This is a genomic window from Nitrosomonas sp. PY1, from assembly GCF_022836435.1.
Lineage (GTDB): Bacteria > Pseudomonadota > Gammaproteobacteria > Burkholderiales > Nitrosomonadaceae > Nitrosomonas.
Genome location: NZ_BQXC01000001.1, coordinates 1,939,570 through 1,961,811, shown reverse-complemented (window position 1 = coordinate 1,961,811; position 22,242 = coordinate 1,939,570). Strand labels below are relative to the sequence as shown.

Sequence of the window (22,242 nt, the reverse complement as noted above, 5' to 3'; positions counted from 1 at the left end):
CCTAATCTGTAATCATTACATGGTTTAATCAATTATTTATTATGTCTGAGAATGGCTTGTCTCGTAAACGCAGAATGAGTGTTGGAGTTTGCGTTGGCGATATCCAAATTGGTGGTAATGCGCCGATTGTGGTGCAATCAATGACCAATACTGATACTGCGAATGAAGCAGCTACTGTTGAGCAGGTAATGCAGCTAGCTCGAGCAGGTTCCGAATTGGTACGTATTACTGTGAACTCAATGGAGGCTGCTGCTGCTGTACCGGGTATTCGTGCGAATCTTGACGATATGGGATGTCATGTGCCATTGATTGGTGATTTTCATTTCAATGGTCATAAATTACTAACGGCTCATCCTGAATGTGCTAAAGCATTGGGTAAGTTTCGTATTAACCCAGGTAATGTGGGGCATGGAAGAAAACGCGATGAACAATTTGCCACGTTGATTGAAAGCGCATGTAAGTACGATAAACCGATTCGAATCGGAGTTAATTGGGGTAGCCTTGATCCAGAGATGCTGGCAAGAATCATGGATCAAAATGCAGCTTCCAGCAATCCACAAGATGCAAAGTATGTTATGCGCGAAGCGTTGATTACATCAGCGCTAGAGAGTGCAGCTAAGGCTGAGGAAATTGGATTGAGTCGTAGCAAAATCGTTTTATCTTGTAAAGTAAGCGGCGTGCAGGATTTAATCATGGTATATCGCGAGCTGGCAGCGCGTTGTGATTATGCGTTACATTTGGGGCTTACTGAAGCAGGCATGGGTTCTAAAGGAATTGTTGCGTCGTCTGCAGCTTTAGCTGTTTTGCTGCAAGAAGGCATTGGCGATACAATTCGCATTTCATTAACTCCTGAGCCAGGAGGCTCTCGTGCGCGAGAAGTGGTTGTTGCACAAGAAATTCTTCAGACAATGGGATTGCGTGCTTTTGTTCCTTTGGTAGCGGCATGTCCCGGATGCGGCCGTACAACTAGTACGTATTTTCAGGAGCTTGCAGAAAGCATACAAGCCTATGTACGTGATGAAATGTTGATATGGCGTGACCAGTATGAGGGTGTAGAAAATATGACACTCGCAGTGATGGGGTGTGTGGTAAATGGGCCAGGCGAAAGCAAACATGCAAATATCGGTATCAGCCTACCTGGCTCCGGTGAAAGTCCTGTCGCACCAGTATTTGTCGATGGTCAGAAAACGGTCACGTTAAAAGGGGATACCATTGCCAGCGATTTTCGGCAAATTGTTGCCAATTATGTCAGTGAAAAGTACCCAAGAAAACATATCTGATGGTCAGTAGCATCAAGGCTATTCGCGGGATGAATGACATCCTGCCAAGTGAAACCTATCGATGGATTTACTTTGAGCAAGTCATACATCAGTGGCTTGCATCGTATGGTTACCGGAATATACGTACCCCCATTCTCGAGCAGACTGATTTGTTTGTACGCTCGATCGGTGAGGTGACTGATATTGTCGAGAAAGAAATGTATACGTTTACGGACCAGTTGAATAATGATAGTTTAACGTTGCGTCCTGAAGGTACAGCGTCTTGCGTGCGTGCGGTGATTGAGCACAGCTTGTTATATAGCGGCCCACAAAGACTTTATTATCTTGGCCCGATGTTTCGGCATGAAAGACCACAAAAAGGGCGGTATCGGCAATTTCATCAGGTCGGTGTTGAAGCATTGGGGTACGGTGGTCCTGATGTTGACGCTGAGTTGATGATTATGTGCTCGAGATTGTGGAAGCTACTTGGAATTTCGGGCTTGCGTCTTGAAATTGGTACTTTGGGAAATAGCGAAACGCGCGCGGCTTATCGCACCCATTTGCTTGAATATTTAGAGCGTCATCGTAATAAGCTAGATGAAGATTCATTAAGGCGGCTGCATACTAACCCACTGCGCATTTTGGATAGTAAGAATCCGGAGTTGCAGGAGACCATCGAGAATGCGCCTAAATTAATAGAATATTTAGATTCAGAATCAAAAAATCATTTCGATGAGCTACAAGCTATTTTGCAAGATCAGGGAATTGCTTTTATGATCAATTTGCGACTGGTAAGAGGGCTTGATTATTACAATCGTACTGTGTTCGAGTGGGTTAGCGATCAATTAGGCGCACAAGGTACGGTATGCGCAGGTGGGCGTTATGATGGTTTAATTGAACAGATTGGAGGTAAATCAGCTCCAGCATGCGGTTTTGCGATGGGGGTCGAGCGCTTGCTGGCTTTGATGGATCAACATGATCCTGCAGAAATGCAATCCAATCTAGATTGCTACATTGTCCATCAAGGAGAAACCACGCGCGATTATGCTTGGAAGTGTGCGGAATTTTTACGGGATAAAGGGTTAGATGTTATTTTGCATTGCGGTGGCGGAAACTTCAAAGCGCAAATGAAGAAAGCTGATGCATCTGGTGCTTATTACGCTTTGATCATTGGTGATGAGGAAGTAAAAACAAATCAAGTTACAGTGAAATCATTACGTCAAATGTCTGAGCAAGTCAGGTTAAACTTGAATGATGTGATGCAGTTTATTAAACAATAATTAATCATTTTTCTAGGAACATAGCATGGCGGCTTATTCTCTTGAAGAGCAGGAAAAAATTGACGGACTTAGGGCTTGGTGGAATAAATTCGGGACGGTGCTGGTCATTCTACTTACTGTTGCATTATTTGCCATGGGAGGTATGAAGGCGTGGGAATACTATCAACAAAAGCAAGCCTACCAAGCGGCTGATTTATATGTTTTGTTGCAGCAAATTCAAGCTTCAGATGATGCAACGAAAATTAATGATGCGGCACAGTTAGTAATGGCAGGTTATCCATCCAGTGGTTATGCTTCGCGCGCTGCATTCATTACAGCACAAGCTGATGAAAAAAATGGTAATGCCAAGCGCGCGCTAGAGAGTTTGCAATGGGTGGTTGATCATGCAAAGGAATCTTCTTTGCGTGATTTGGCTCGCTTGAGGATTGCTGGTATTCTATTGGATGAAGAAAAATATGATGAAGCGCTAAGAGCAATTAGTGTTCCGCATGGCGATAATTTCTCGGGCTTATATCTGGATCGCAAAGGAGACATTCTAGTTGCAAACCATAAATTTTCCGAGGCGAGATTAAGTTATCAGGAAGCGATTGAGAAATTAAACAAAACCAATAATTACTACAATATTGTCCAAATGAAATTGGATGCATTGGGTGAAGTTGAATAAATACTTGATTAGACGCATGGTGCAGAAAATACATAGCGCCAAATTCTGGTCATCCTCCTCATTCTTCGTAATACTGACTTTTTTGCTGATAGGTTGTAGTAGCATACCCAACCCATTGGATTCCCCTATGGTGGAGTCAATGAGCACGGGATTATCTGATTTTTTTGTGGCAGACGAAGAAATTGTCTACGACAAAGAAGAGCTAGATACGCTTAAAACGGCTGAGGAGATTCCTTTAAAATGGAAAGCTACAGTTAAAGAGAGCAGTATTGGGTATTTTCAGATAGCCTATGATAGTGGCGCATTATATGTCGCTGATGAAACGGGCGGGGTGACAAAATTTGATGCAGTAACTGGAGAACAACTCTGGCAACTTAAAACAGATGGAAAATTTTCTGCCGGTGTAAGTGTTGATGGGCAGTTGGTTTTAGTTGGCACATTCAAAGGTGAGGTGCTGGCCTATAATGATGCGGGCCAAATGGTTTGGCAGTCATCAGTCACAAGTGAGATCTTGAGTCCACCGCAGGTATATAACAATATTGTTGCCGTCCGAACTTTGGATGGGCGAATCTTTGGATTGGATGTTGTTGATGGAACGCGTAAATGGGTCTATCAGGGCGCAACACCTTCACTGACTGTACGAAGTACAGCAGGGGTAACATTGGCGCATGGGGCTGTATTTGCCGGATTCCCGGGAGGGAAATTGATTGCATTGAACTCGTTTAACGGTAACGTAGGATGGGAGGTAGCCGTATCATTTCCTCGCGGTGTTACCGAACTGGAGAGAATTACGGATATTACGAGTGCGCCCGTGGTGAGTAATCAATTTGTGTGTGCTGTTGCATACCAAGGGAGATTGGGTTGTTTTGTATTAAATGATGGTACGCAGATATGGTCGCGCGAATCATCCAGTAGTGCCGGATTATCGATGGATAAAGATTACGTGTATGTCACTGAAGAAAAAGGGGTTGTGGCTGCATATGATCTGGTTAGTGGCGCAGGAATGTGGAAACAATCAAGACTCGGAAGTAAAAGACTGACCCGGCCTATGATACAAGGACAATATGTGATTGTTGGTGATGATCAGGGTTTTGTAAATTTGTTGCGTAACTATGATGGAACTTTAGTTGCACGTTCAGCAACCGATGGCAGTCGTATACAAGCACCACCTACTTTACTATATGATGGTTTTGCAGTGCAAACGGCGAAGGGGGGCGTGTTTGTATTTAGTACTAATTTTTGATGATTTGATATTTTTGTTCTGTAGATACTTTTTTAGCTCAATAGCGCTTCACACTATTTCACCTTTTTCTGGCCTCCCTGTTCTTGAACACGCAATGTGCTTCATGGATAGTGGTGACTTGATACTATGAAACCTACCCTTGTTCTCATTGGACGACCGAATGTTGGCAAATCAACTTTATTTAATCGCTTGACACGGACACGGGATGCTATTGTGGCAGATATTCCTGGCTTGACTCGTGATCGCCATTATGGACAGGGAAGAGTTGGCGATAAGCCTTATTTGGTCATGGATACTGGAGGATTCGAACCTGTCGTTAAAGAAGGCATTCTGCGCGCTATGGCAATGCAAACTTTGCAAGCAATTGATGAAGCGGATAAAGTTCTATTTGTTGTCGATGGGAAGCAAGGTGTTACTGCGCATGACAAAATCATTGCAGAACAATTGCGTAAATCGGGGCAAAAAATTGTACTGGTGGTTAATAAAACGGAGGGTATGGCGCTTTCGGTTGTAACAGCTGAATTTTATGAACTGGGCTTAGGCGAGCCTTGCGCTGTATCTGCGATGCATGGCGATCATGTTAATGACTTGGTCGAATGGGTATTGCATGACTTTTCAGATGCAACGGATGGGTTGCTACAAGATAAGCATCCCAAAATTGCAATTGTGGGGCGACCTAACGTAGGAAAATCTACTTTAGTCAATACATTACTAGGTGAAGAGCGGGTGATTGTTTTTGACCAACCCGGTACAACACGCGATAGTATTTATATTGATTTTCAGCACAAGGACAAGAATTATACGTTAATTGATACCGCCGGATTGCGACGCCGAGGTCAAGTTAATGAAACTATAGAAAAGTTCTCGGTTATCAAAACATTGCAGGCGATTGAGGATGCTAATGTGGTCGTATTGGTACTTGATGCGCATAGTGAAATTTCAGATCAAGATGCACATATTGCTCAATTTATTTTAGAAGCAGGATGCGCATTAGTCATTGCGGTCAACAAGTGGGATGATTTAGATGAATACCAGAGAGATACAATCAAGCGTGAATTGAATCGCAAGCTGCAATTTTTAAGTTTTGCACAGCTGCATTATATTTCTGCTTTGCATGGCATAGGTATCAGTAAGTTATTACCTTCTATTGATCAAGCTTATACTGCTGCAATGATAAATTTGCCTACTCCGAAGTTGACGCGTGCTTTGATTGCGGCGGTAGAGAGACACCCTCCGCCACGCGGAGGTATGTCAAGACCTAAAATGCGTTACGCTCACCAAGGTGGATCAAATCCACCTTTGATTATTGTACATGGCAGCATGCTGGGACATGTACCAGAAAGTTATCGGCGCTATTTAGAGAATTTCTTTCGTGAAACTTTTAAGCTGATAGGTACTCCGTTACGTGTCGATTTTAAAGTTGGGCACAATCCTTATTCCGATAAGAAGCCAGCGCCACCGACAGAATCCGAGTTACGAACAGCGCATAACAAAAGGCGACGAAATCGGAAAAAATATGGATAAGACGCGAGTATTACTGGAATACCCGTGTGAGCAAATGATTTGCTTGAAGGGAATTTACAATAAATATTTACTTAAAGGTGTATTTTTTGTACTGCTCCATAGATGCTATTGAATCATTCCTTGTTCAGTAATTAATTCTTGATAGCTCTTTTGCATTCTCTTGTAGTTAGAAGGATTAATTTCTAATCCTTCTACAATTTTATATTGACCGTTACTGCAAGTTACTGGGAAACCGTAAAACAAGCCGCTTGGTATGTCATAACATCCTGTTGAGATAACACCCATCGAAACCCAATCGTTTTCCTTAGTGCCAAAAATCCAATCTTGCATATGATTAATAATAGCGTTTGCAGCGCTAGCAGCACTCGATTTTCCTTGACGAGCTTTAATGATGGCGGCGCCACGATCCTGTATTGTGGGAATGAAGCTACCTTCTATCCAATTGGGGTCATTAATTAATGAAAGAGCCTTTTGGTCTTTAACGAGAGCATGACTTAAATCCGGAAACTGCGTACTGGAATGATTACCCCATACAATTATTCTTTTGACTTCTGATACAGGAGCGTTAACTTTCTGTGCAACTTGAGATAACGCACGGTTATGATCGAGCCGTAGCATGGAGGAAAAATTACGAGGATCAAGATCAGGAGCATTTTTTAGAGCAATCCATGCATTGGTATTAGCAGGATTTCCTACTACAAGAATCTTGATATTTTTTTTGGCAACTGCATTGAGCATCTTTCCTTGTTGTATGAAAATCGAACCATTCGCAGCGAGAAGATCTTTTCGTTCCATATTTTCACCACGAGGGCGCGCACCTACTAACAAAGCAATATCAGCATCACCAAAAGCAATCTCGAGATTATCTGTTGTAATAATTTGTTTTAATAATGGAAAGGCACAATCATTTAATTCCATGACAGTGCCTTTAAAAACATGCTGCGCTTCGGTGATATCGTACAGTTGCAGTATGACCGGCTGGTCATAACCTAGCATATCGCCCGCAGCAATACGAAAAAGCAGACTATAAGTAATTTGTCCTGTTGCGCCTGTAACGGCTATACGAATAGGTGGCTTCATTTTTTTTCTAACCCCTCTAAGAATCGATCCACCAATCACTGAATAATATTTGGTGGCATTAGGCATTATTATGTATATGTACAAAGAATAGCAGGAATTATACTGTTATTCGGAATCACAAGAAAGAATTAGTTTCTTGTCAAGACCCTGGGGTTAGAAAAATCTTTCTAATTCATAATAATATCGTTTGGTTTGTTTTTCGATATTTAATGAATATGAATAATTTTGGCGATAGAAGGCACACCTACAGAATTCCAAACAAATAGCTGGTAAAACCCCGGGGGAGCAATATTGGCTGTTGCTGGCGACTGTATCGTTACAATATTATTAGGTTGCGAAAAAGGTAGATCAAAAAAACGAACTTCCACATCAATGTTATGTGTAACGGCGCCTAATCGAAGTAGCGTTACACGATGAATAACTTCATCCGCTTCAATAGAGAAATCTTGACCCCAGGTAATCGTATTAGATGGTGCGTCAATGATTGTGGGACGTGGGGCAAATTCTCCGCTGCCGTCGGTTTTGAATAAATAGGGCGGATAATAAATTTCACCGTTCATTTGCTTAATCGGGCCCGGTGCTCCGCCCCCCCCTGTCATAACCGTTGCATCCGGTAGTAAGATCGAAGCCGAATGATAAAGTCTTACTGCGGAAGCATTTGCAGTTGCTGTCCATGTATTTGTGTTTGGATTCCAGAGTTCCGATGTCAATGTGGCGCCCGTGAGGGTATTGCCCGATGAAGAACCACCATTTACCCAGACTTTGCCATCGGCTAGTACAGTCATGCTGCCATACAGGCGTTCCATACTTACGGTACCTGCGGACGAGACAATAGGATCACCGCTGCTATTGATATTTACGGTAACGGCAGTTTTATTTCTACGTAATGAAAGGATTTTTCCTGGAGCAAACATCACACTAGGTAATTCCCAACGTCCTCCTTTGGGTTTTGTCGTTGGATATTTTGTAATCGTGCCTGTACCTGAGATATCAAGCTTATATGCAGCATCATAGTGCCCAAGAATAAAAATTTTGCCCTGTGGATTCACCCAGGCGCGCGGATAGTACCAAGAGGATGAGCCCAGTGCACCATAAGCATAATTATCTTCGGCAGTGGTAAGCGAGCGCCAGTTTCCATCAAGGGTACGGATTTCTGGAATAGGAGAATATGAGGCTGTAGTGCCCGGCAGCTTAGTATTTCCCGCAAAAAATCTGTCATTACGTCCACCCAATATTGCATGCTCACCATTTGGCAAAGCAACCGTCGTTGCATACCAGCGTTTATAGGCCATTTGATGGGATTGGCGTATCAAAGTATCAGTGGCAGGATCGAAAATGTTGACATCGCTGTTAGCATAGTTACGTAATCCATTTACCAGCGCATCACCACCCACAATCAATGCCTGACCGGTAGCTGGTATCATGGATTGACCTGCGCAGAAAATATCGGTGTCTGTGATGTTTGGTAATACTGTGAATGCGTTTGATCCCGTACCCAAAGAAGGATCCCAAACGACATAATGCATTTTGGCGCCTTGCATGCCTGCTAAGTTTGTTCCATAAGCAAATACTCTTCCGTCTGGCATTAACATCATTGCAATTGGAATGATTGGCCAATCATGCAATGGCCCGAAAACGCCTTGTAAATGGGCTGTTGAGTTGGTTGCCAGAACTGGCATGGAAGTGCTTAAAAATATCATAGCTACTAACAGTATTTTCCTGAAAGTATTTTGTATGATTTTTTGAATACTAATAAATAGCTTTATTGTCATGATTACAAGCTCCAAACAAAAATTCTTGTAAGTTAAAGTTAAATCAGCGGAATATTTTTTTACTAGATGGTGAATCTGGTTAAAACTAAAAAGTCAAATAATGACCATTCGCTATCGATCGACTTTATCAATTCATTTGAGCTTGGTTATGAGACAGATGTACTATTTGTCTAAGTAATATGTCCTTTCTATAAATAGATGAGTGCTTTGCAAAGCTTCATTTTCAAGAGGGTATACCTGAAAAACAATAGATTGTAGGAATTCTTGGGTGGATTGCTTGCATTCTGGAAATAATCCATTGGGAGTCGGGTGTGTGGCCGCAATCATTGGAAAAGATTAAACGCAATAATTACATAATCGCTATATTATTTACAATAATGCTCTAGTAATAATTGTTGTGCGGAGCGAGGCTTATGTGTACCGGGTTTTAGTCGCTTATAGGAACCATCGCTTTGTAATGACCAAGCTTGCATGTTATCGGAAAGATAATTCAGCAGACCCAATTCAATAACCGTGTCACTGGTCCGTTTTTCTTCAATCGGAAAGCATACTTCCACACGATGATGCAAGTTGCGCGTCATCCAATCAGCGCTCGAACAAAATAGTAACTCTTTCCCATCTTGATGGAAATAAAATACTCGCGTGTGTTCCAAGAACCGTCCGACAATAGAATGTACGCTGATGTTTTCTGATACCCCTTTGATTCCTGGGCGAAGACAGCATACGCCCCGAACGATCAGGTCAATTTTTACACCGGCTTGAGAAGCACGATAAAGTGCTATGATGATTTCTGGGTCGACCAATGCGTTCATTTTAGCAATGATCCATCCCTTTTTGCCTTCATTGACTAAGCTGATTTCTTTATCGATATAAGTTAGGATTCCTTTATGTAATGTGAAAGGTGACTGCAGCAGTTTTTTTAAGCGCCCGGCTCGACCGAGTCCAGTGAGTTGATGGAATAATTTATTGACGTCTTCACCAATTGCTTTGTCGCTGGTGAGTAGGCCATAGTCGGTATACAGCCGCGCGGTTCTAGCATGGTAATTACCGGTGCCTAGATGAACGTAACGGCGTAGACTACGGCCTTCTCTTCGTACTACCAAGATCATTTTAGCGTGTGTTTTGTAATTAACTACGCCATATACCACATGCGCGCCAGCTTCTTGTAATTCATTAGCTAACTCGATATTAGCCTCTTCATCGAATCTTGCACGTAATTCAATGACAACGGTGACTTCTTTGCCCGTGCGCGCAGCAATTTTTAATGCTTCTACTACGACCGACTCAGTTCCAGTGCGATAAAGCGTTTGTTTGATCGACAGTACATGGGGATCCGTGGCTGCCTGGCGTAAAAAATCAATGACCGGTGCAAATGATTGAAAAGGGTGGTGCAGCAATATATCGCCATTGCGCAAGGTATCGAAAATACATGTGTTTTTTACTAAACGACGCGGAATATCAGGAGTAAATCCTGGGAACTTTAGTTCCGGCTGATCGACCAGATCACAAATTGCCAATAATCGACTCAAGTTAACAGGGCCATTTACTTGATAGAGATCCTCTTGGCGCAGTTCAAATTTTTGCAATAGGAAATGACTTAATTCGTCAGGGCAATTATCGGCTACTTCAAGCCGAACGGCATCGCTAAATCTGCGAGAAGGTAACTCGCCTTCCAAGGTACGCAATAAGTCATCCGTTTCTTCATCATCGATGAGCAGATCGCTGTCACGCGTTACCTTGAACTGATAGCAACCCGTTACATTCATACCTGGAAATAAGTCGCTGACGTGGGCATGGATAATAGATGAAAGTAAAATGAAATCATGATCGCCGCCACTGTACCGTGCAGGTATTTGGATAATACGAGGAAGGGAACGAGGTGCCTGCACGATAGCAAGACCGGAATCACGCCCAAATGCATCTTTACCATCTAATGATATGATGAAATACAAATTTTTATTGAGTACCCTGGGAAAAGGGTGAGCGGGGTCCAGTCCGATAGGACTTAGTACCGGTAATACTTCATTTCTAAAATAACGATGAATCCATCGACTCATTTGTGGTTTCCACTGTGCTCGACGTAGCAGGCGAATTTTGTCTTTGGAGAGCGCCGGTATCATCATTTCATTCCAGACCTGATATTGTTCCTCGACAAATCGGTGCGCTGTTTCGCTGATACGCACTAGTACTTCAGCCGGGGATAGATTATCAGGGCCAGTCTGTGTTAAGCCATATTTTGCTTGTTGTTTGAGTCCTGCTACACGGATTTCAAAAAACTCATCCAGGTTTGTGCTGGCAATGCATAAAAAGCGCAATCTTTCTAACAAAGGGAGATTTTCGTCTTTTGTCTGCTCAATCACACGTAGGTTGAATTCGAGTAAACTCAGTTCACGGTTGATATAAAGCGTTGGATTTTTGAGGTCAGTGGTATCCATTAGCGATAACTAGTTTTTATAATAATGCTTTATCTAATCTCAGCCTGTTTATACTATTCCATTGTAATGCATAGAAAATGTATAGTAATCACAGAAGAAATTATCAATATTAGAGGATTGTTGGAGATGAATCTGCGAATTTATGATGACAACATGCAATTTACTAAGATTGAACGTTGGGTACTATTTTTAATAGTTTTCCATTAATATCATCGGTGAGTAAATATAGTGTCCCATCGGGGCTTTGTTTCACATCGCGAAAACGAGCCATATCCATAAGTAACTGTTCTTCATGTGTGATCTTATTGCCATCTGTGCTTAAACGTACAATGCGTTTTCCGGCCAATGCACCAATGAACAGGTTGCCATGCCACGTAGGGAATTGATTACCGGTATAAAACACCATGCCGGAGGGTGCAATCGATGGAGTCCAATAGCGAATGGGTTCTTCGAAGCCTTGTTCGGCATGCTCGTCTTTAATCGGTGTGTCATCATAATGGGAACCATAGCATGCTAATGGCCAACCATAATTTTTCCCAGGTTGCGGAATATTGATTTCATCGCCACCTTTAGGGCCATGCTCATGTATCCATAGTTCGCCAGTTTTAGGGTGAATGGCAGCACCTTGAATACTGCGATGACCGTAGGACCATATTTCCGGTTTTGCTTGCGGATTTTTAACAAATGGATTATCAGGCGGCACTGTTCCGTCAGGACGGATGCGGATAATTTTACCAAAATAGTTATCCAGTTGTTGAGCATCATGGGCGCGGCTACCACGATCACCCAGTGTAATGAAAAGATTGCCATCGCGTGCAAATGCTAAGCGTGATCCGAAATGAACGCCGTCCCCAGTTTTGGGCAACTGCCGGAAAATTACCTGTAAGTTTCTGAGTTGACCATGAATTAATTCCGCTCGAGCAACTGCGGTACTTGCTTTATGGCCTTCCGGTTCAGCATAAGAGAGGTAAATCAGTCGGTTTTTAGAGAATTCGGGATCAAGAGCAACATCAAGTAGGCCACCTTGTTGTTTGAAAAATACTTCTGGAACACCTTGAATCGGGTCGGATATTTTGCTATTGGCGGAAATGATGCGCAGTTGACCAATGCGCTCGGTTACCAAAATACTACCATCAGGTAGAAATGCCATTCCCCAAGGAAGCTTAAGACCAGTTGCAACCTGTTGTACAGTAAATTCTGGCTGTAATCGCTGCGCATGAGCCGTGGATAGCCAATGTCCGCCATGTTGGTCCGAAAGAAAAGCTGCGGCAAACAAAAATATCAAAACAAAGTGGAACATTTTTCTTCCTATGAGTGACAAACAAGGGAGATACAAATGTAACATCCTTATAATGGGATCTCAAATCAAACACGTGGCATTTTTATGAAAGTTGAAAAAATATTTTCCATCATAATATTATTGAATGATGGCTGTAAACAAGGTGACAATTTGTCGCATTGTTATTTTGTTTTTTTTATGAGATAGAGTGCAATAACAAAAAATTAACATTCTTTGTTATATTCTTGTCACATACATTTGCTATCTTGAGATTATCCTTAAAAAGTAGTAAGGAGTGAGTTCAAATGAAGCAATTACAATCACAAATTGATCTGAAAACAGATGTAGTAAACACGTCATCGGTCAAACAAAGAAACACCCAGTCTTTTTATGAATCTGGTCAAATGCGACGTGCAAAGCTGCATGCAGCGCGCCTTATCGAGTCTATTGATGGATATAATACATTACCTCCTTCGTTACAACGCTTAGTAGAAGCATGCTTTGTTTTAGAAACAACAGATTCCAGAATACTGGCAGCTTACTTAAAGCAGAAACCTGCAGTGATTCGCATGGATTTTCAAAAAATTTGCATAATCTTGGGGGAAAAATTTGCTTTGCAAAAGATGCATCCACCTATTAACTCTAGTCATAAATTTTTTTAATGCTTTAGGCGGTTGAAGTAAAATTTGCGTTATCCTTCATCAGGCATACACTGACAATTTAGGCCAAAAATACTTGGGGAATTGTTGGTGTATTACCTGTGTCATCAATTTTGGTTTTTTGTTGGTTATTCCTTCCTGTGCGATTTATAATTCGAATTCCACACTTCAGAATTCATTAAGGCTTATTTCGCATTGATAACGGTAATTAAATTTAAGCAGTGATTACCATTCATTACTTGTCATGAATCCAAAACTGAACCAGTTGCAACTTTACCCATTTCAGAAATTAAAACAGCTGCTTGGTGGTGTGACGCGCAATAGCGCACTATCTGCGATTAATTTACAGATTGGTGAGCCGAAGCACGCTGCACCCGAGTTTATTCGACAAGCGATGATCGACCATATAAATGGATTGTCAGCATATCCTATGACCTTGGGTTCTATTTCGCTCAGAAACACCTTGGCGAATTGGATTCAGAAGCGATTTAATTTGACGGAAATCAATCCTGATACTGAAGTTATCCCAGTGAACGGTAGCCGCGAAGCGTTATTTTCTTTTGCGCAAGCGGTTATAAATACCGATAAGGATAGGGCGATGGTGATCTGCCCGAATCCGTTTTATCAAATTTATGAAGGTGCTGTATTGTTAGCAGGTGCTGAGCCATATTTCATAAATGCATCTTCAAAAAATCACTTTGCATGTGATTTTTCCCAGGTCAGCGACGTGATTTGGTCTAACACGCAACTCGTTTATGTTTGCTCGCCTAGTAATCCTACCGGTCGTGTCATGACTTTGGGAGAATGGAAACAATTATTTGAGTTGTCAGATCGTTATGGTTTTATAATTGCATCGGATGAATGCTATTCGGAAATTTATTTCGCTGAAGCGTCCCCTCCTTTAGGTGCATTGGATGCGGCACAGCAAATGGGACGGTATGGGTTTCCACGTTTAATCGTGTTCAATAGTTTATCAAAGCGATCCAATGTGCCGGGACTACGTTCTGGATTTGTGGCGGGTGACGCTCAAATATTGGAAAAATTTTTGCTCTATCGAACTTATCACGGTTCTGCTATGAGCCCGGTAACGCAAGCAGCAAGCTCGGCCGCTTGGAATGATGAGACGCACGTAATTGAAAATCGACGTTTGTACACGCAAAAATTTTCTGATGCAATGCGGATTTTGTCGGATGTGATCAATATACAGATGCCAGATGCGGGCTTTTATTTCTGGTTAGAGACACCAATCAGTGATACTGAATTCACCAAAAGACTTTATCAGGACTATAATGTTACCGTGCTGCCGGGTAGTTACCTGGCTCGGGATGTGCATGGCGTCAATCCTGGAGCAAATTACGTGCGAATCGCGCTGGTAACAACGCCTTTAGAGTGCGCTGAAGCCATGCAGCGGATTAAGGATTTTATAAGCGATTTAAATTAAGAGATATTCCAATAAAGGAACAACAATATGAGTGAATTGCAAAGCATCATTGAAGAGGCTTTTGAACGTCGAGCAGATATTACCCCTCGAAATGTTGAAGCTAGCTTAAAAGAATCCATTGCCCAAGTTTTGGCTATGCTGGATAGCGGTAAGTTGCGCGTAGCCGAGAAAATCAATGATAGTTGGGTTACGCATCAATGGATCAAGAAAGCCGTATTGTTGTCTTTCCGCATAGAGGACAACAGTTTCATCAAAGGCGGTTTTTCCAATTATTTTGATAAAGTTCCTTCAAAATTTGCTGATTACAGCTCCAGAGATTTCCGGAATGGTGGATTTCGTGTGGTTCCTCCTGCCGCCGTGCGGAAAGGATCATTTATAGCGGGAAATGTGGTGTTGATGCCTTCGTATGTCAACATTGGCGCTTATGTTGATCAAGGTACGATGGTTGATACTTGGGCGACGGTAGGGTCTTGTGCACAAATTGGCAAGAACGTGCATTTGTCCGGTGGTGTCGGTATTGGTGGCGTGCTGGAGCCTGTACAAGCCAATCCAACTATCATTGAAGATAACTGTTTCATCGGTGCGCGCTCAGAGATTGTGGAAGGGGTTATTGTCGAAGAAAATTCTGTAATTTCGATGGGAGTTTATATAGGTCAGAGTACTAAAATCTATCATCGCGATACCGGGGAAGTCAGTTACGGGCGTATTCCAGCTGGCTCGGTGGTGGTTTCTGGGAATTTGCCTTCGGAGAATGGGAAGTACAGTCTTTACTGCGCCATCATTGTCAAGCAGGTTGATGCAAAAACACGTTCTAAAATAGGCATAAATGAACTATTACGTGGTATTTAGAGATATATAAAATAAAAATATGACTGACCCTACCTCGATTCAATTGATTGCAGCAATATTGTTTGCATTAGCTATAACGCATACATTTTCAACCAAGTATTTTGAGCATCTTGCGCATATTCAGCCACAACATGCTGGTGTCTGGCATCTGTTGGGTGAGGTTGAGGTAGTTTTTGGTTTGTGGGCAATGATATTGATCTTGTTCATTTTTGCGCTTAGCGGAGAACATGACGCAATTGCTTATCTTGAGTCACGTAACTTTACCGAACCGATGTTTGTTTTTGTCATCATGGTGATTGCTGGAACGCGTCCCATTCTGGATTTTGTTGCGGACGCGGTACAGCGTATAGCAATGATGGTACCACTCAACCAGCGCATGGTTATGTATTTTTTGTTACTGGCCTTTGTTCCTCTACTCGGGTCATTCATTACCGAACCTGCGGCAATGACATTGGCAGCATTGATGCTACGCGAAACACTGTTTAGTCGGAATATATCAACACGCTTTAAATACGCAACGGTTGGTGTGTTATTTGTCAATATTTCAATAGGAGGTACTTTAACGCCATTTGCAGCGCCACCCGTCTTAATGGTGGCTGGAAAATGGAATTGGGATATTATGTTTATGCTAACAAATTTTGGTTGGAAGGCGGCGATTGCTGTTTTGGCGAATGCGCTTGCAGTAACTTGGTTGTTTCGTCGAGAATTCAGCGGAGTAGATCCAGTAAAGGATGAAGAACCGGTTGTCCATAAAATTCCCTTATCCGTTGTATTGATCCATTTGTTTTTTTTAGTGTTGGTGGTTGTGTTCGCGCATCATCCCGTCGTGTTTATGGGGATGTTTCTGTTTTTTCTTGGCTATACGACGGCCTATCAACGTCATCAAAGTCCATTGATTTTGCGAGAAGCTTTGTTGGTTGCTTTTTTCCTGGCAGGATTAGTGGTTCTGGGGGGACAACAGCAATGGTGGCTTCAGCCCTTATTAATGAATATGAATGAAACGGCTGTTTTCTTTGGCGCTACAGCACTGACTGCAGTGACTGATAATGCCGCACTGACATATTTAGGTTCGTTGGTGGAAGGGCTGACTGAGGAATTTAAAATAGCTTTAGTGGCAGGTGCGGTGACAGGTGGAGGTTTAACAGTGATAGCAAATGCACCCAATCCAGCAGGTTTCTCTATTCTTAAAAGTAAGTTTGACGAGCAGTCTATCCACCCGTTGGGGTTATTAGCTGCGGCTATACCTCCAACATTGGTAGCTATTGCCGCCTTTAGAGTGCTGTAAAAAACAACACGATGTGTTAACGAATAGGAGTTTTATCAGTTATTTTCAGATATCTTATTTTTCCGGCATAACTTTAGATGTTTCCACATACCTCACAATGTGGGTCTTTATGAAGCTTTACCGAACGCCAATTCATCGTTAAACCATCCAATAACTGTAAGCGACCTTGTAGGTTATCACCGATATTGAGTAGGGTTTTTATTGTTTCGGCTGCTTGTATGCTGCCTATGATACCAACTAAAGGTGAGAATACGCCCATTACGGCACATGGCATATCGTCTGATTCTCCTTCGGATGGATACAGACAATGGTAACACGGACTATTGGGGTATCGTGTATCAAAAACAGTAACTTGTCCGTTAAATCGTGTCGCTGCTCCTGAAATCAAAGGCTTTTTGTGCTTTACACAAGCTTGATTAATTTGATGGCGCGTTTGGAAGTTATCGCTAGCATCGATAACGATATCAACATCCTGTAAGAGGGATTGTAATGCAGTTGATTCGACTCGTTGGGGAATTATAGTTATATCGATTCCAGAATTGATTTTTGTAAGAGCTTGCTTTGCTGAGTCAACTTTTGCTAAACCAATTGATTCAGTATGATGAATAATTTGACGCTGTAGATTGGTTAAATCTACTTGGTCACCATCACAAAGCGTTAAGTATCCAATACCGCTGGCTGCGAGATACATCGCAGCCGGAGAACCTAATCCGCCTACTCCTACAATTAATACACGTGATCGATTAAGTTTTTCTTGTCCTTCAATATCAATCTCCGGCAACAGAATATGTCGGCTATATCTAATCAGCTGATGATCATTCACAACATTTTAACTATCGGTTTTATCGCTTTTCTTTTTGAGTGTTGGAGGTGATGTAGCAGCATCATTTTTAAAGTAATTCATGGCTTGAGCGAGTAATTGGTCCTCTTCAGAGCCAAATTCCAGTGGTTTTTTGCTTTTCTTACTTTTGACTTTTTCTCCTTTTGTTTCATCTGAAGTCTCTTGAATAGCTTTTTCTACTTGTATCGCTGAATCCAAATTCGTAGATGTCTTATTCTTCTTATCATTTTTTCCATTCGAAAGATGGCGATTCAAATCGGATTCGCGTAGTCGATTCCCTTCATCGTCGTTATCGGCTTTATCCAGAATATCAGGGGTAATTCCTTTAGCTTGTATTGATTGACCGTTTGGTGTGTAGTAACGTGCAGTAGTCAACTTTATTGCAGTATTGTTACCCAGTGGCAATATGGTTTGAACTGAGCCTTTACCGAAGGTTTGCGAACCCATTACTATTGAGCGTTTATGATCTTGTAAAGCACCTGCTACGATTTCAGAAGCTGAGGCGGATCCACCATTAACCAGCGTAATCATCGGAACAGTTTTCGCTTCTTTCGGTAGTCCTTTTAGGAAATCGTCGTCAGAGCCACGCAAATAGTATTCTGGGCTGGCAAGTAATTTCATTTTTGCATCGGCGCTACGTCCTTCGGTATAAACAATCAATGCATTTTCAGGTAGGAACGCTGCAGAGACCGCTACTGCGCCGTTTAGCAATCCTCCCGGATCATTACGCAAATCCAGAATTAAGCCTTTCATTGCACCATCATTTTGAGAAAATAATGTTCTAATGGCTTGTGCTAGATTTTCACCGGTTTGTTCTTGAAATTGTGTAATGCGAATATACGCATACCCAGGTTCAATCATTTTTGATTTTACACTCTGTATCTTAATAATATCTCGAACCAGCTTAAATATCAGGGGTTCTGATTCACCTTCACGAACAATAGTAATTTTAATAGAGGTTTTTGGTTTGCCACGCATCATTTTAATGGCATCATTCAGTGTCATGCCTTTGACGACTTTGTCGTCCAGTTTCACAATCAGATCACCAGTTTTAATGCCAGCGCGGAATGCGGGGGTGTCTTCAATGGGAGAGATAACTTTGACAATGCCATCTTCCATGGTAACTTGTATTCCTAATCCGCCAAATTCGCCCTGGGTACCTATTTGCAGTTCTTTATATTCGTCTTTGTCAAGATAGGACGAGTGCGGATCCAAGCCAACCAGCATTCCATTAATCGCTTCGGTGATTAATTTTTTGTCTTCTACGGATTCTACATAATCACTTTTAATGCGCCCGAAAACCTGTGCAAAAGTTCGTAATTCTTCAATAGGAAGCGGATGAACTGTCTCTAAATGCTCTTTCTTTGCAATGGCAGAGAAATTCAAACTGATCATGATGCCAGCGATTATGCCAACGATTAATAATCCAGATTTCTTAACAATATGACTCATGATGCATTCTCCGCACTGATCGATTTGTGTATGTTTTTAAAAATACTTTCTAAGGCACTCATTATTCTATTTTTATCCAGGTTAGGGGGTCAAGCGGCTTACCATTGTAGCGTAGTTCAAAATATAACCCAGAATCAAGATTGCCGCTGCTATTTCCAACAATAGCAATGGTGTCACCTGCTCGAACAATTGTGCCAACTTGTTTGAGGAGTGTCTCATTATTACCATAAAGACTCATGTAGCCTCTGCCGTGATCTATGATGAGCAAATTTCCAAAACCTTTCAGCCATTCAGCAAATACAACTTTACCATCGGTAATCGCTTTGATTTCATTGCCTGCATCGGATTGAATAAAAAGTCCTTTCCAAATTACATGTTTTCCAGATCTTTGGTCACCAAAACGATTCATAAGTTTCCCGCGAACTGGTAATTTGAGTGTGCCTTTCAATAACTGAGGCGATGAATTGGATGCTTTAGTTTCTGGGGGCTTATTGCCATTAATAGTCGTTTTTTCTTGAGATGTTTTCGCACGCTTTTCTTCTCGTGCTTGCTGCTGGCGAATAGCCTGAGTAATTTTGCTGATGAGTTGTGAAATGCGCTTCTCGTCATTACGTAATTTATTAATTTCTTGCTGCTGCTGTGTAATTTGGCCTGAAACCTGTGTAAGCATAGTTTGATGTTTATTTTTTTCTTGCGCCAAATTTTCTTGCTGAGAGACGTATTGCGATTGTATGGTACTTATTTCCTGCTGCTTTTTTTGCTGTGCTTCTGACAGATTTGCTATCCTCTGCTGATGATTTAGTAGATTCTGGATGCTATCCGAACTTGCCAGCAGTAGCTGCTTAAAATAATACATGTCCCTGAGAATTTGATTGGGATCTTTCTGATTAAAAATGTATTGTAGATAGTTACGTTGCCCATTTACATAATAATGATAGAACAATTGCTCTAGCTGGCTTCGTTCTTTTATAAGCTCATGACCAAGCTGATGTAGTTGTGTTGTTAAATGTTGCAATTCCTGATTGGCCGTTTTTTTACTTTCTGTTAGTTTTTGTAATTGGTGCGTGATATCGGTAATAGCGCGCTGAGTTTCCTGTATTTTAATCGCAGTATTTTGCTTGACTGTTTCTTTGTGCGCTAAATCCTTTTGTAAGGATTGAATACGCTCTTGCACTGACTTTAGTTTTTGTTGATTATCAGAAAAAACTGGTGATGAGCAAAAAAATATCAGAAAACAGATACAGTGTCCTCTTATAAGGGAGCGGACGCGGCATAATTGGGTTTGATAAAAAGAACTATCCAATCTGTTTAAAAATATCCTAGCCTATAGTTATTTTTTGGTTTGAGTAAATGGTTACTAATGTTTTAAGTCTTTGTCTTTGCCTGATCGGCAACTGACTGAATAGATTGCTGTATTTCAGATAAATTTCCTAAGTAATAGCTTTGGATCGGCTTCAAATTGTCATCTAGTTCATAAACCAGTGGAATACCTGTCGGGATATTGAAATTGAGTATTTCTTCCTCAGAAAAATTATTTAAATATTGTGCCAATGCTCGTAATGAATTACCGTGAGCTGCAATAATTATGTTTTTGCCAGACTTTACTTGCGGCGCAATAATGGTATCCCAATAAGGTAAGAATCTCTCTACAGTATCTCTCAAGCATTCGGTCAGCGGTAATTGATTGGCAGTTAGATTTTTGTAGCGAGGATCGGAACCGGGGTAACGACGATCGCCCGGTGTTAAAGCGGGCGGCTTTACATCGTAGCTGCGACGCCATATCAAAACTTGTTCTTCACCATATTGTGCAGCGATTTCGGCCTTATTTAGTCCCTGTAATGCCCCATAATGCCTTTCGTTTAGACGCCAAGTATGCTCAATGGGGATCCACATTTGATCCATTTCGTCGAGGGTAATCCATAAGGTGCGAATAGCTCGCTTGAGCACAGAAGTGTAAGCAATATCGAACGAGTAGCCTAAATTTTTAAGGAGCTGCCCGGCATTCTTGGCTTCTTGTATCCCTTGCGGTGTTAAATCTACATCAGTCCAACCGGTAAATCTGTTTTCTTTGTTCCAAATGCTCTCTCCGTGTCTCAGGAGAACAATTTTCTTCATGTTTTTTAGAGTGGGAATGGAAATAATAATTGTAGTGCGGAAATAAAATCCCTATATTCTAGTATATTCTAGAGTTATTTGCAGTACCTTTGCGTGCATTTATACATTCTTAAATAACGAATTCTGCTTACAATTAAGCTATATCAAGTGTGGCTTACTCAAAGACGATATAGATTATTAATTTGCAGACATAGTGTTAATATACGTGCCCATATAAAATATGGTAAATAAAATCCGGCATTTTTCAATCGAAGTAAATTTCTTAAAATTATTAAAGCTATAACATTATCAACATGGATCTATCACTATTTCAAAATCACTTTCTTTTAAGAATTGAAAATTTAATTTTTTTGGTTACAGCAATTGTTAGTGGCTTAATACTATTGTGGACCTTGGTAGTGCAACGCGGGGTTAAAGAAATTGATACTAGAGCTGCTGTGAAATTAATTAATTATGAAAATGCGGTGATTGTCGATGTGCGCGACGACAGTGAATATGCCAATGGGCATCTGCCAAATTCTAAGCATATTCCTGCTGAAAGAATGGGGGAGCGTTGGAAAGAGCTGGAAAAATACAAAGATAAGCCCATTGTAATGATTTACCGTGGAGGGGTGCGATCCAGTAGTGCAAGTGCTCTGTTAAAAAAGAATGGTTTTCTCCAGATTTTTAATTTAATGGGTGGAATTGATGCTTGGAAAAGAGCGAATCTCCCTATAGTAAAGCGATGAAGGAAATTGATGTCAAAGATTACTATGTATGTGACGGGATCTTGTCCTTATTGTAGGATGGCGGAAAATTTATTACGAGCAAAAGGTGTGCAGGATATCGAAAAAATCCGTGTGGATTTAAATTCTGACTTGCGTCATGAAATGATGGCTAAAACCGGTCGACGCACAGTACCGCAAATATATATCGATGAAAAACATATTGGCGGTTATGATGATCTGTCATTGCTAGACCACAAAGGTGAATTGTCAACTTTACTCTTGCAATCTGATGGGGTTTGAGATCAAGAGCTATATAAGAAAAACTAATGCTTAATACTAATTTTGGATAAAAATGAT

The 22,242-nt window shown here is 41.4% G+C and carries 19 protein-coding genes; 11 read left to right on the top strand and 8 right to left on the bottom strand.

The features are described 5' to 3' along the window. The first annotated feature begins 41 nt into the window (after positions 1-41). The 5 genes from ispG (at position 42) to der (ending at position 5,970) form a co-directional block, all read left to right on the top strand. Entirely contained in the window at positions 42-1,280 is a 1,239-nt protein-coding gene (gene ispG, locus W03_RS09015; RefSeq protein ID WP_244072641.1) for a flavodoxin-dependent (E)-4-hydroxy-3-methylbut-2-enyl-diphosphate synthase, read from the top strand. After that, a complete protein-coding gene (gene hisS / locus W03_RS09010) occupies positions 1,280-2,539 on the top strand; it encodes a histidine--tRNA ligase (protein WP_244072640.1) in 1,260 nt (419 codons plus the stop codon). The genes ispG and hisS overlap by 1 nt, the downstream gene beginning before the upstream one ends. A 25-nt stretch (positions 2,540-2,564) precedes the next feature. Continuing rightward, a complete protein-coding gene (locus W03_RS09005; protein WP_244072639.1) occupies positions 2,565-3,203 on the top strand; it encodes a tetratricopeptide repeat protein in 639 nt (212 codons plus the stop codon). 16 nt (positions 3,204-3,219) lie between these two features. Further along, entirely contained in the window at positions 3,220-4,446 is a 1,227-nt protein-coding gene (bamB, locus tag W03_RS09000; protein ID WP_244072638.1) for an outer membrane protein assembly factor BamB, read from the top strand. 126 nt (positions 4,447-4,572) lie between these two features. After that, a complete protein-coding gene (der, locus tag W03_RS08995; protein ID WP_244072637.1) occupies positions 4,573-5,970 on the top strand; it encodes a ribosome biogenesis GTPase Der in 1,398 nt (465 codons plus the stop codon). A 105-nt stretch (positions 5,971-6,075) separates the two neighbouring features. Here the strand turns inward: der and W03_RS08990 are convergent, their stop codons facing one another. The 4 genes from W03_RS08990 to W03_RS08975 form a co-directional block, all read right to left on the bottom strand. Continuing rightward, the gene (locus W03_RS08990) at positions 6,076-7,050 is read right to left on the bottom strand and encodes a malate dehydrogenase (RefSeq protein ID WP_244072636.1); all 975 of its coding nucleotides are present in this window, start codon (positions 7,048-7,050) and stop codon (positions 6,076-6,078) included. Between the two features lie 206 nt (positions 7,051-7,256). Further along, positions 7,257-8,822, bottom strand: coding sequence for a galactose oxidase-like domain-containing protein (locus tag W03_RS08985; protein WP_244072635.1), 1,566 nt, complete (start codon positions 8,820-8,822; stop codon positions 7,257-7,259). 365 nt (positions 8,823-9,187) lie between these two features. After that, a complete protein-coding gene (gene ppk1 / locus W03_RS08980) occupies positions 9,188-11,257 on the bottom strand; it encodes a polyphosphate kinase 1 (RefSeq protein ID WP_244072634.1) in 2,070 nt (689 codons plus the stop codon). A 163-nt stretch (positions 11,258-11,420) separates the two neighbouring features. Then, positions 11,421-12,557, bottom strand: coding sequence for a PQQ-dependent sugar dehydrogenase (locus tag W03_RS08975; RefSeq protein WP_244072633.1), 1,137 nt, complete (start codon positions 12,555-12,557; stop codon positions 11,421-11,423). Positions 12,558-12,841: 284 nt separating this feature from the next. On the opposite strand from W03_RS08975, the gene W03_RS08970 reads away from it, so the two are divergent. From W03_RS08970 to W03_RS08955, 4 genes are all read left to right on the top strand, one after another. Continuing rightward, on the top strand, positions 12,842-13,198 hold the full coding sequence (locus W03_RS08970; protein WP_244072632.1) for a hypothetical protein: 357 nt from the start codon (positions 12,842-12,844) through the stop codon (positions 13,196-13,198). Between the two features lie 241 nt (positions 13,199-13,439). Then, positions 13,440-14,636, top strand: a complete 1,197-nt coding sequence (gene dapC / locus W03_RS08965; RefSeq protein ID WP_244072631.1) for a succinyldiaminopimelate transaminase — start codon at positions 13,440-13,442, stop codon at positions 14,634-14,636. A 27-nt stretch (positions 14,637-14,663) separates the two neighbouring features. Further along, the gene (gene dapD, locus W03_RS08960; protein ID WP_244072630.1) at positions 14,664-15,485 is read left to right on the top strand and encodes a 2,3,4,5-tetrahydropyridine-2,6-dicarboxylate N-succinyltransferase; all 822 of its coding nucleotides are present in this window, start codon (positions 14,664-14,666) and stop codon (positions 15,483-15,485) included. Between the two features lie 19 nt (positions 15,486-15,504). Continuing rightward, the gene (locus W03_RS08955) at positions 15,505-16,770 is read left to right on the top strand and encodes a putative Na+/H+ antiporter (RefSeq protein WP_244072629.1); all 1,266 of its coding nucleotides are present in this window, start codon (positions 15,505-15,507) and stop codon (positions 16,768-16,770) included. A gap of 73 nt (positions 16,771-16,843) precedes the next feature. On the opposite strand, the gene W03_RS08950 is transcribed toward W03_RS08955, so the two are convergent. The 4 genes from W03_RS08950 to gpmA form a co-directional block, all read right to left on the bottom strand. Further along, positions 16,844-17,593 carry a molybdopterin-synthase adenylyltransferase MoeB gene (locus W03_RS08950; protein WP_244072628.1) on the bottom strand — a complete coding sequence of 250 codons (750 nt, stop codon included), beginning with the start codon at positions 17,591-17,593 and terminating at the stop codon, positions 16,844-16,846. A 6-nt stretch (positions 17,594-17,599) separates the two neighbouring features. Further along, positions 17,600-19,063, bottom strand: coding sequence for a S41 family peptidase (locus W03_RS08945; RefSeq protein ID WP_244072627.1), 1,464 nt, complete (start codon positions 19,061-19,063; stop codon positions 17,600-17,602). A 61-nt stretch (positions 19,064-19,124) separates the two neighbouring features. Further along, positions 19,125-20,237, bottom strand: a complete 1,113-nt coding sequence (locus tag W03_RS08940; RefSeq protein WP_244072626.1) for a murein hydrolase activator EnvC — start codon at positions 20,235-20,237, stop codon at positions 19,125-19,127. A gap of 191 nt (positions 20,238-20,428) precedes the next feature. Further along, positions 20,429-21,178 carry a 2,3-diphosphoglycerate-dependent phosphoglycerate mutase gene (gene gpmA / locus W03_RS08935; protein WP_244072625.1) on the bottom strand — a complete coding sequence of 250 codons (750 nt, stop codon included), beginning with the start codon at positions 21,176-21,178 and terminating at the stop codon, positions 20,429-20,431. A gap of 293 nt (positions 21,179-21,471) precedes the next feature. Between gpmA and W03_RS08930 the strand changes: the two genes are divergently transcribed. Then, positions 21,472-21,906, top strand: a complete 435-nt coding sequence (locus W03_RS08930) for a rhodanese-like domain-containing protein (RefSeq protein ID WP_244072624.1) — start codon at positions 21,472-21,474, stop codon at positions 21,904-21,906. 9 nt (positions 21,907-21,915) lie between these two features. Next, a complete protein-coding gene (grxC, locus tag W03_RS08925; protein WP_244072623.1) occupies positions 21,916-22,185 on the top strand; it encodes a glutaredoxin 3 in 270 nt (89 codons plus the stop codon). Positions 22,186-22,242 lie beyond the last annotated feature (57 nt).

What these genes read in the sequence shown, in the direction of transcription:
- ispG (WP_244072641.1), top strand. Translation starts at nt 42, where the DNA reads ATGTCTGAGAATGGCTTGTCTCGTAAACGCAGAATGAGTGTTGGAGTT.
- hisS (WP_244072640.1), top strand. Translation starts at nt 1,280, where the DNA reads ATGGTCAGTAGCATCAAGGCTATTCGCGGGATGAATGACATCCTGCCA.
- W03_RS09005 (WP_244072639.1), top strand. Translation starts at nt 2,565, where the DNA reads ATGGCGGCTTATTCTCTTGAAGAGCAGGAAAAAATTGACGGACTTAGG.
- bamB (WP_244072638.1), top strand. Translation starts at nt 3,220, where the DNA reads ATGGTGCAGAAAATACATAGCGCCAAATTCTGGTCATCCTCCTCATTC.
- der (WP_244072637.1), top strand. Translation starts at nt 4,573, where the DNA reads ATGAAACCTACCCTTGTTCTCATTGGACGACCGAATGTTGGCAAATCA.
- W03_RS08990 (WP_244072636.1), bottom strand. Translation starts at nt 7,050, where the DNA reads ATGAAGCCACCTATTCGTATAGCCGTTACAGGCGCAACAGGACAAATT.
- W03_RS08985 (WP_244072635.1), bottom strand. Translation starts at nt 8,822, where the DNA reads ATGACAATAAAGCTATTTATTAGTATTCAAAAAATCATACAAAATACT.
- ppk1 (WP_244072634.1), bottom strand. Translation starts at nt 11,257, where the DNA reads ATGGATACCACTGACCTCAAAAATCCAACGCTTTATATCAACCGTGAA.
- W03_RS08975 (WP_244072633.1), bottom strand. Translation starts at nt 12,557, where the DNA reads ATGTTCCACTTTGTTTTGATATTTTTGTTTGCCGCAGCTTTTCTTTCG.
- W03_RS08970 (WP_244072632.1), top strand. Translation starts at nt 12,842, where the DNA reads ATGAAGCAATTACAATCACAAATTGATCTGAAAACAGATGTAGTAAAC.
- dapC (WP_244072631.1), top strand. Translation starts at nt 13,440, where the DNA reads ATGAATCCAAAACTGAACCAGTTGCAACTTTACCCATTTCAGAAATTA.
- dapD (WP_244072630.1), top strand. Translation starts at nt 14,664, where the DNA reads ATGAGTGAATTGCAAAGCATCATTGAAGAGGCTTTTGAACGTCGAGCA.
- W03_RS08955 (WP_244072629.1), top strand. Translation starts at nt 15,505, where the DNA reads ATGACTGACCCTACCTCGATTCAATTGATTGCAGCAATATTGTTTGCA.
- W03_RS08945 (WP_244072627.1), bottom strand. Translation starts at nt 19,063, where the DNA reads ATGAGTCATATTGTTAAGAAATCTGGATTATTAATCGTTGGCATAATC.
- gpmA (WP_244072625.1), bottom strand. Translation starts at nt 21,178, where the DNA reads ATGAAGAAAATTGTTCTCCTGAGACACGGAGAGAGCATTTGGAACAAA.
- W03_RS08930 (WP_244072624.1), top strand. Translation starts at nt 21,472, where the DNA reads ATGGATCTATCACTATTTCAAAATCACTTTCTTTTAAGAATTGAAAAT.
- grxC (WP_244072623.1), top strand. Translation starts at nt 21,916, where the DNA reads ATGTCAAAGATTACTATGTATGTGACGGGATCTTGTCCTTATTGTAGG.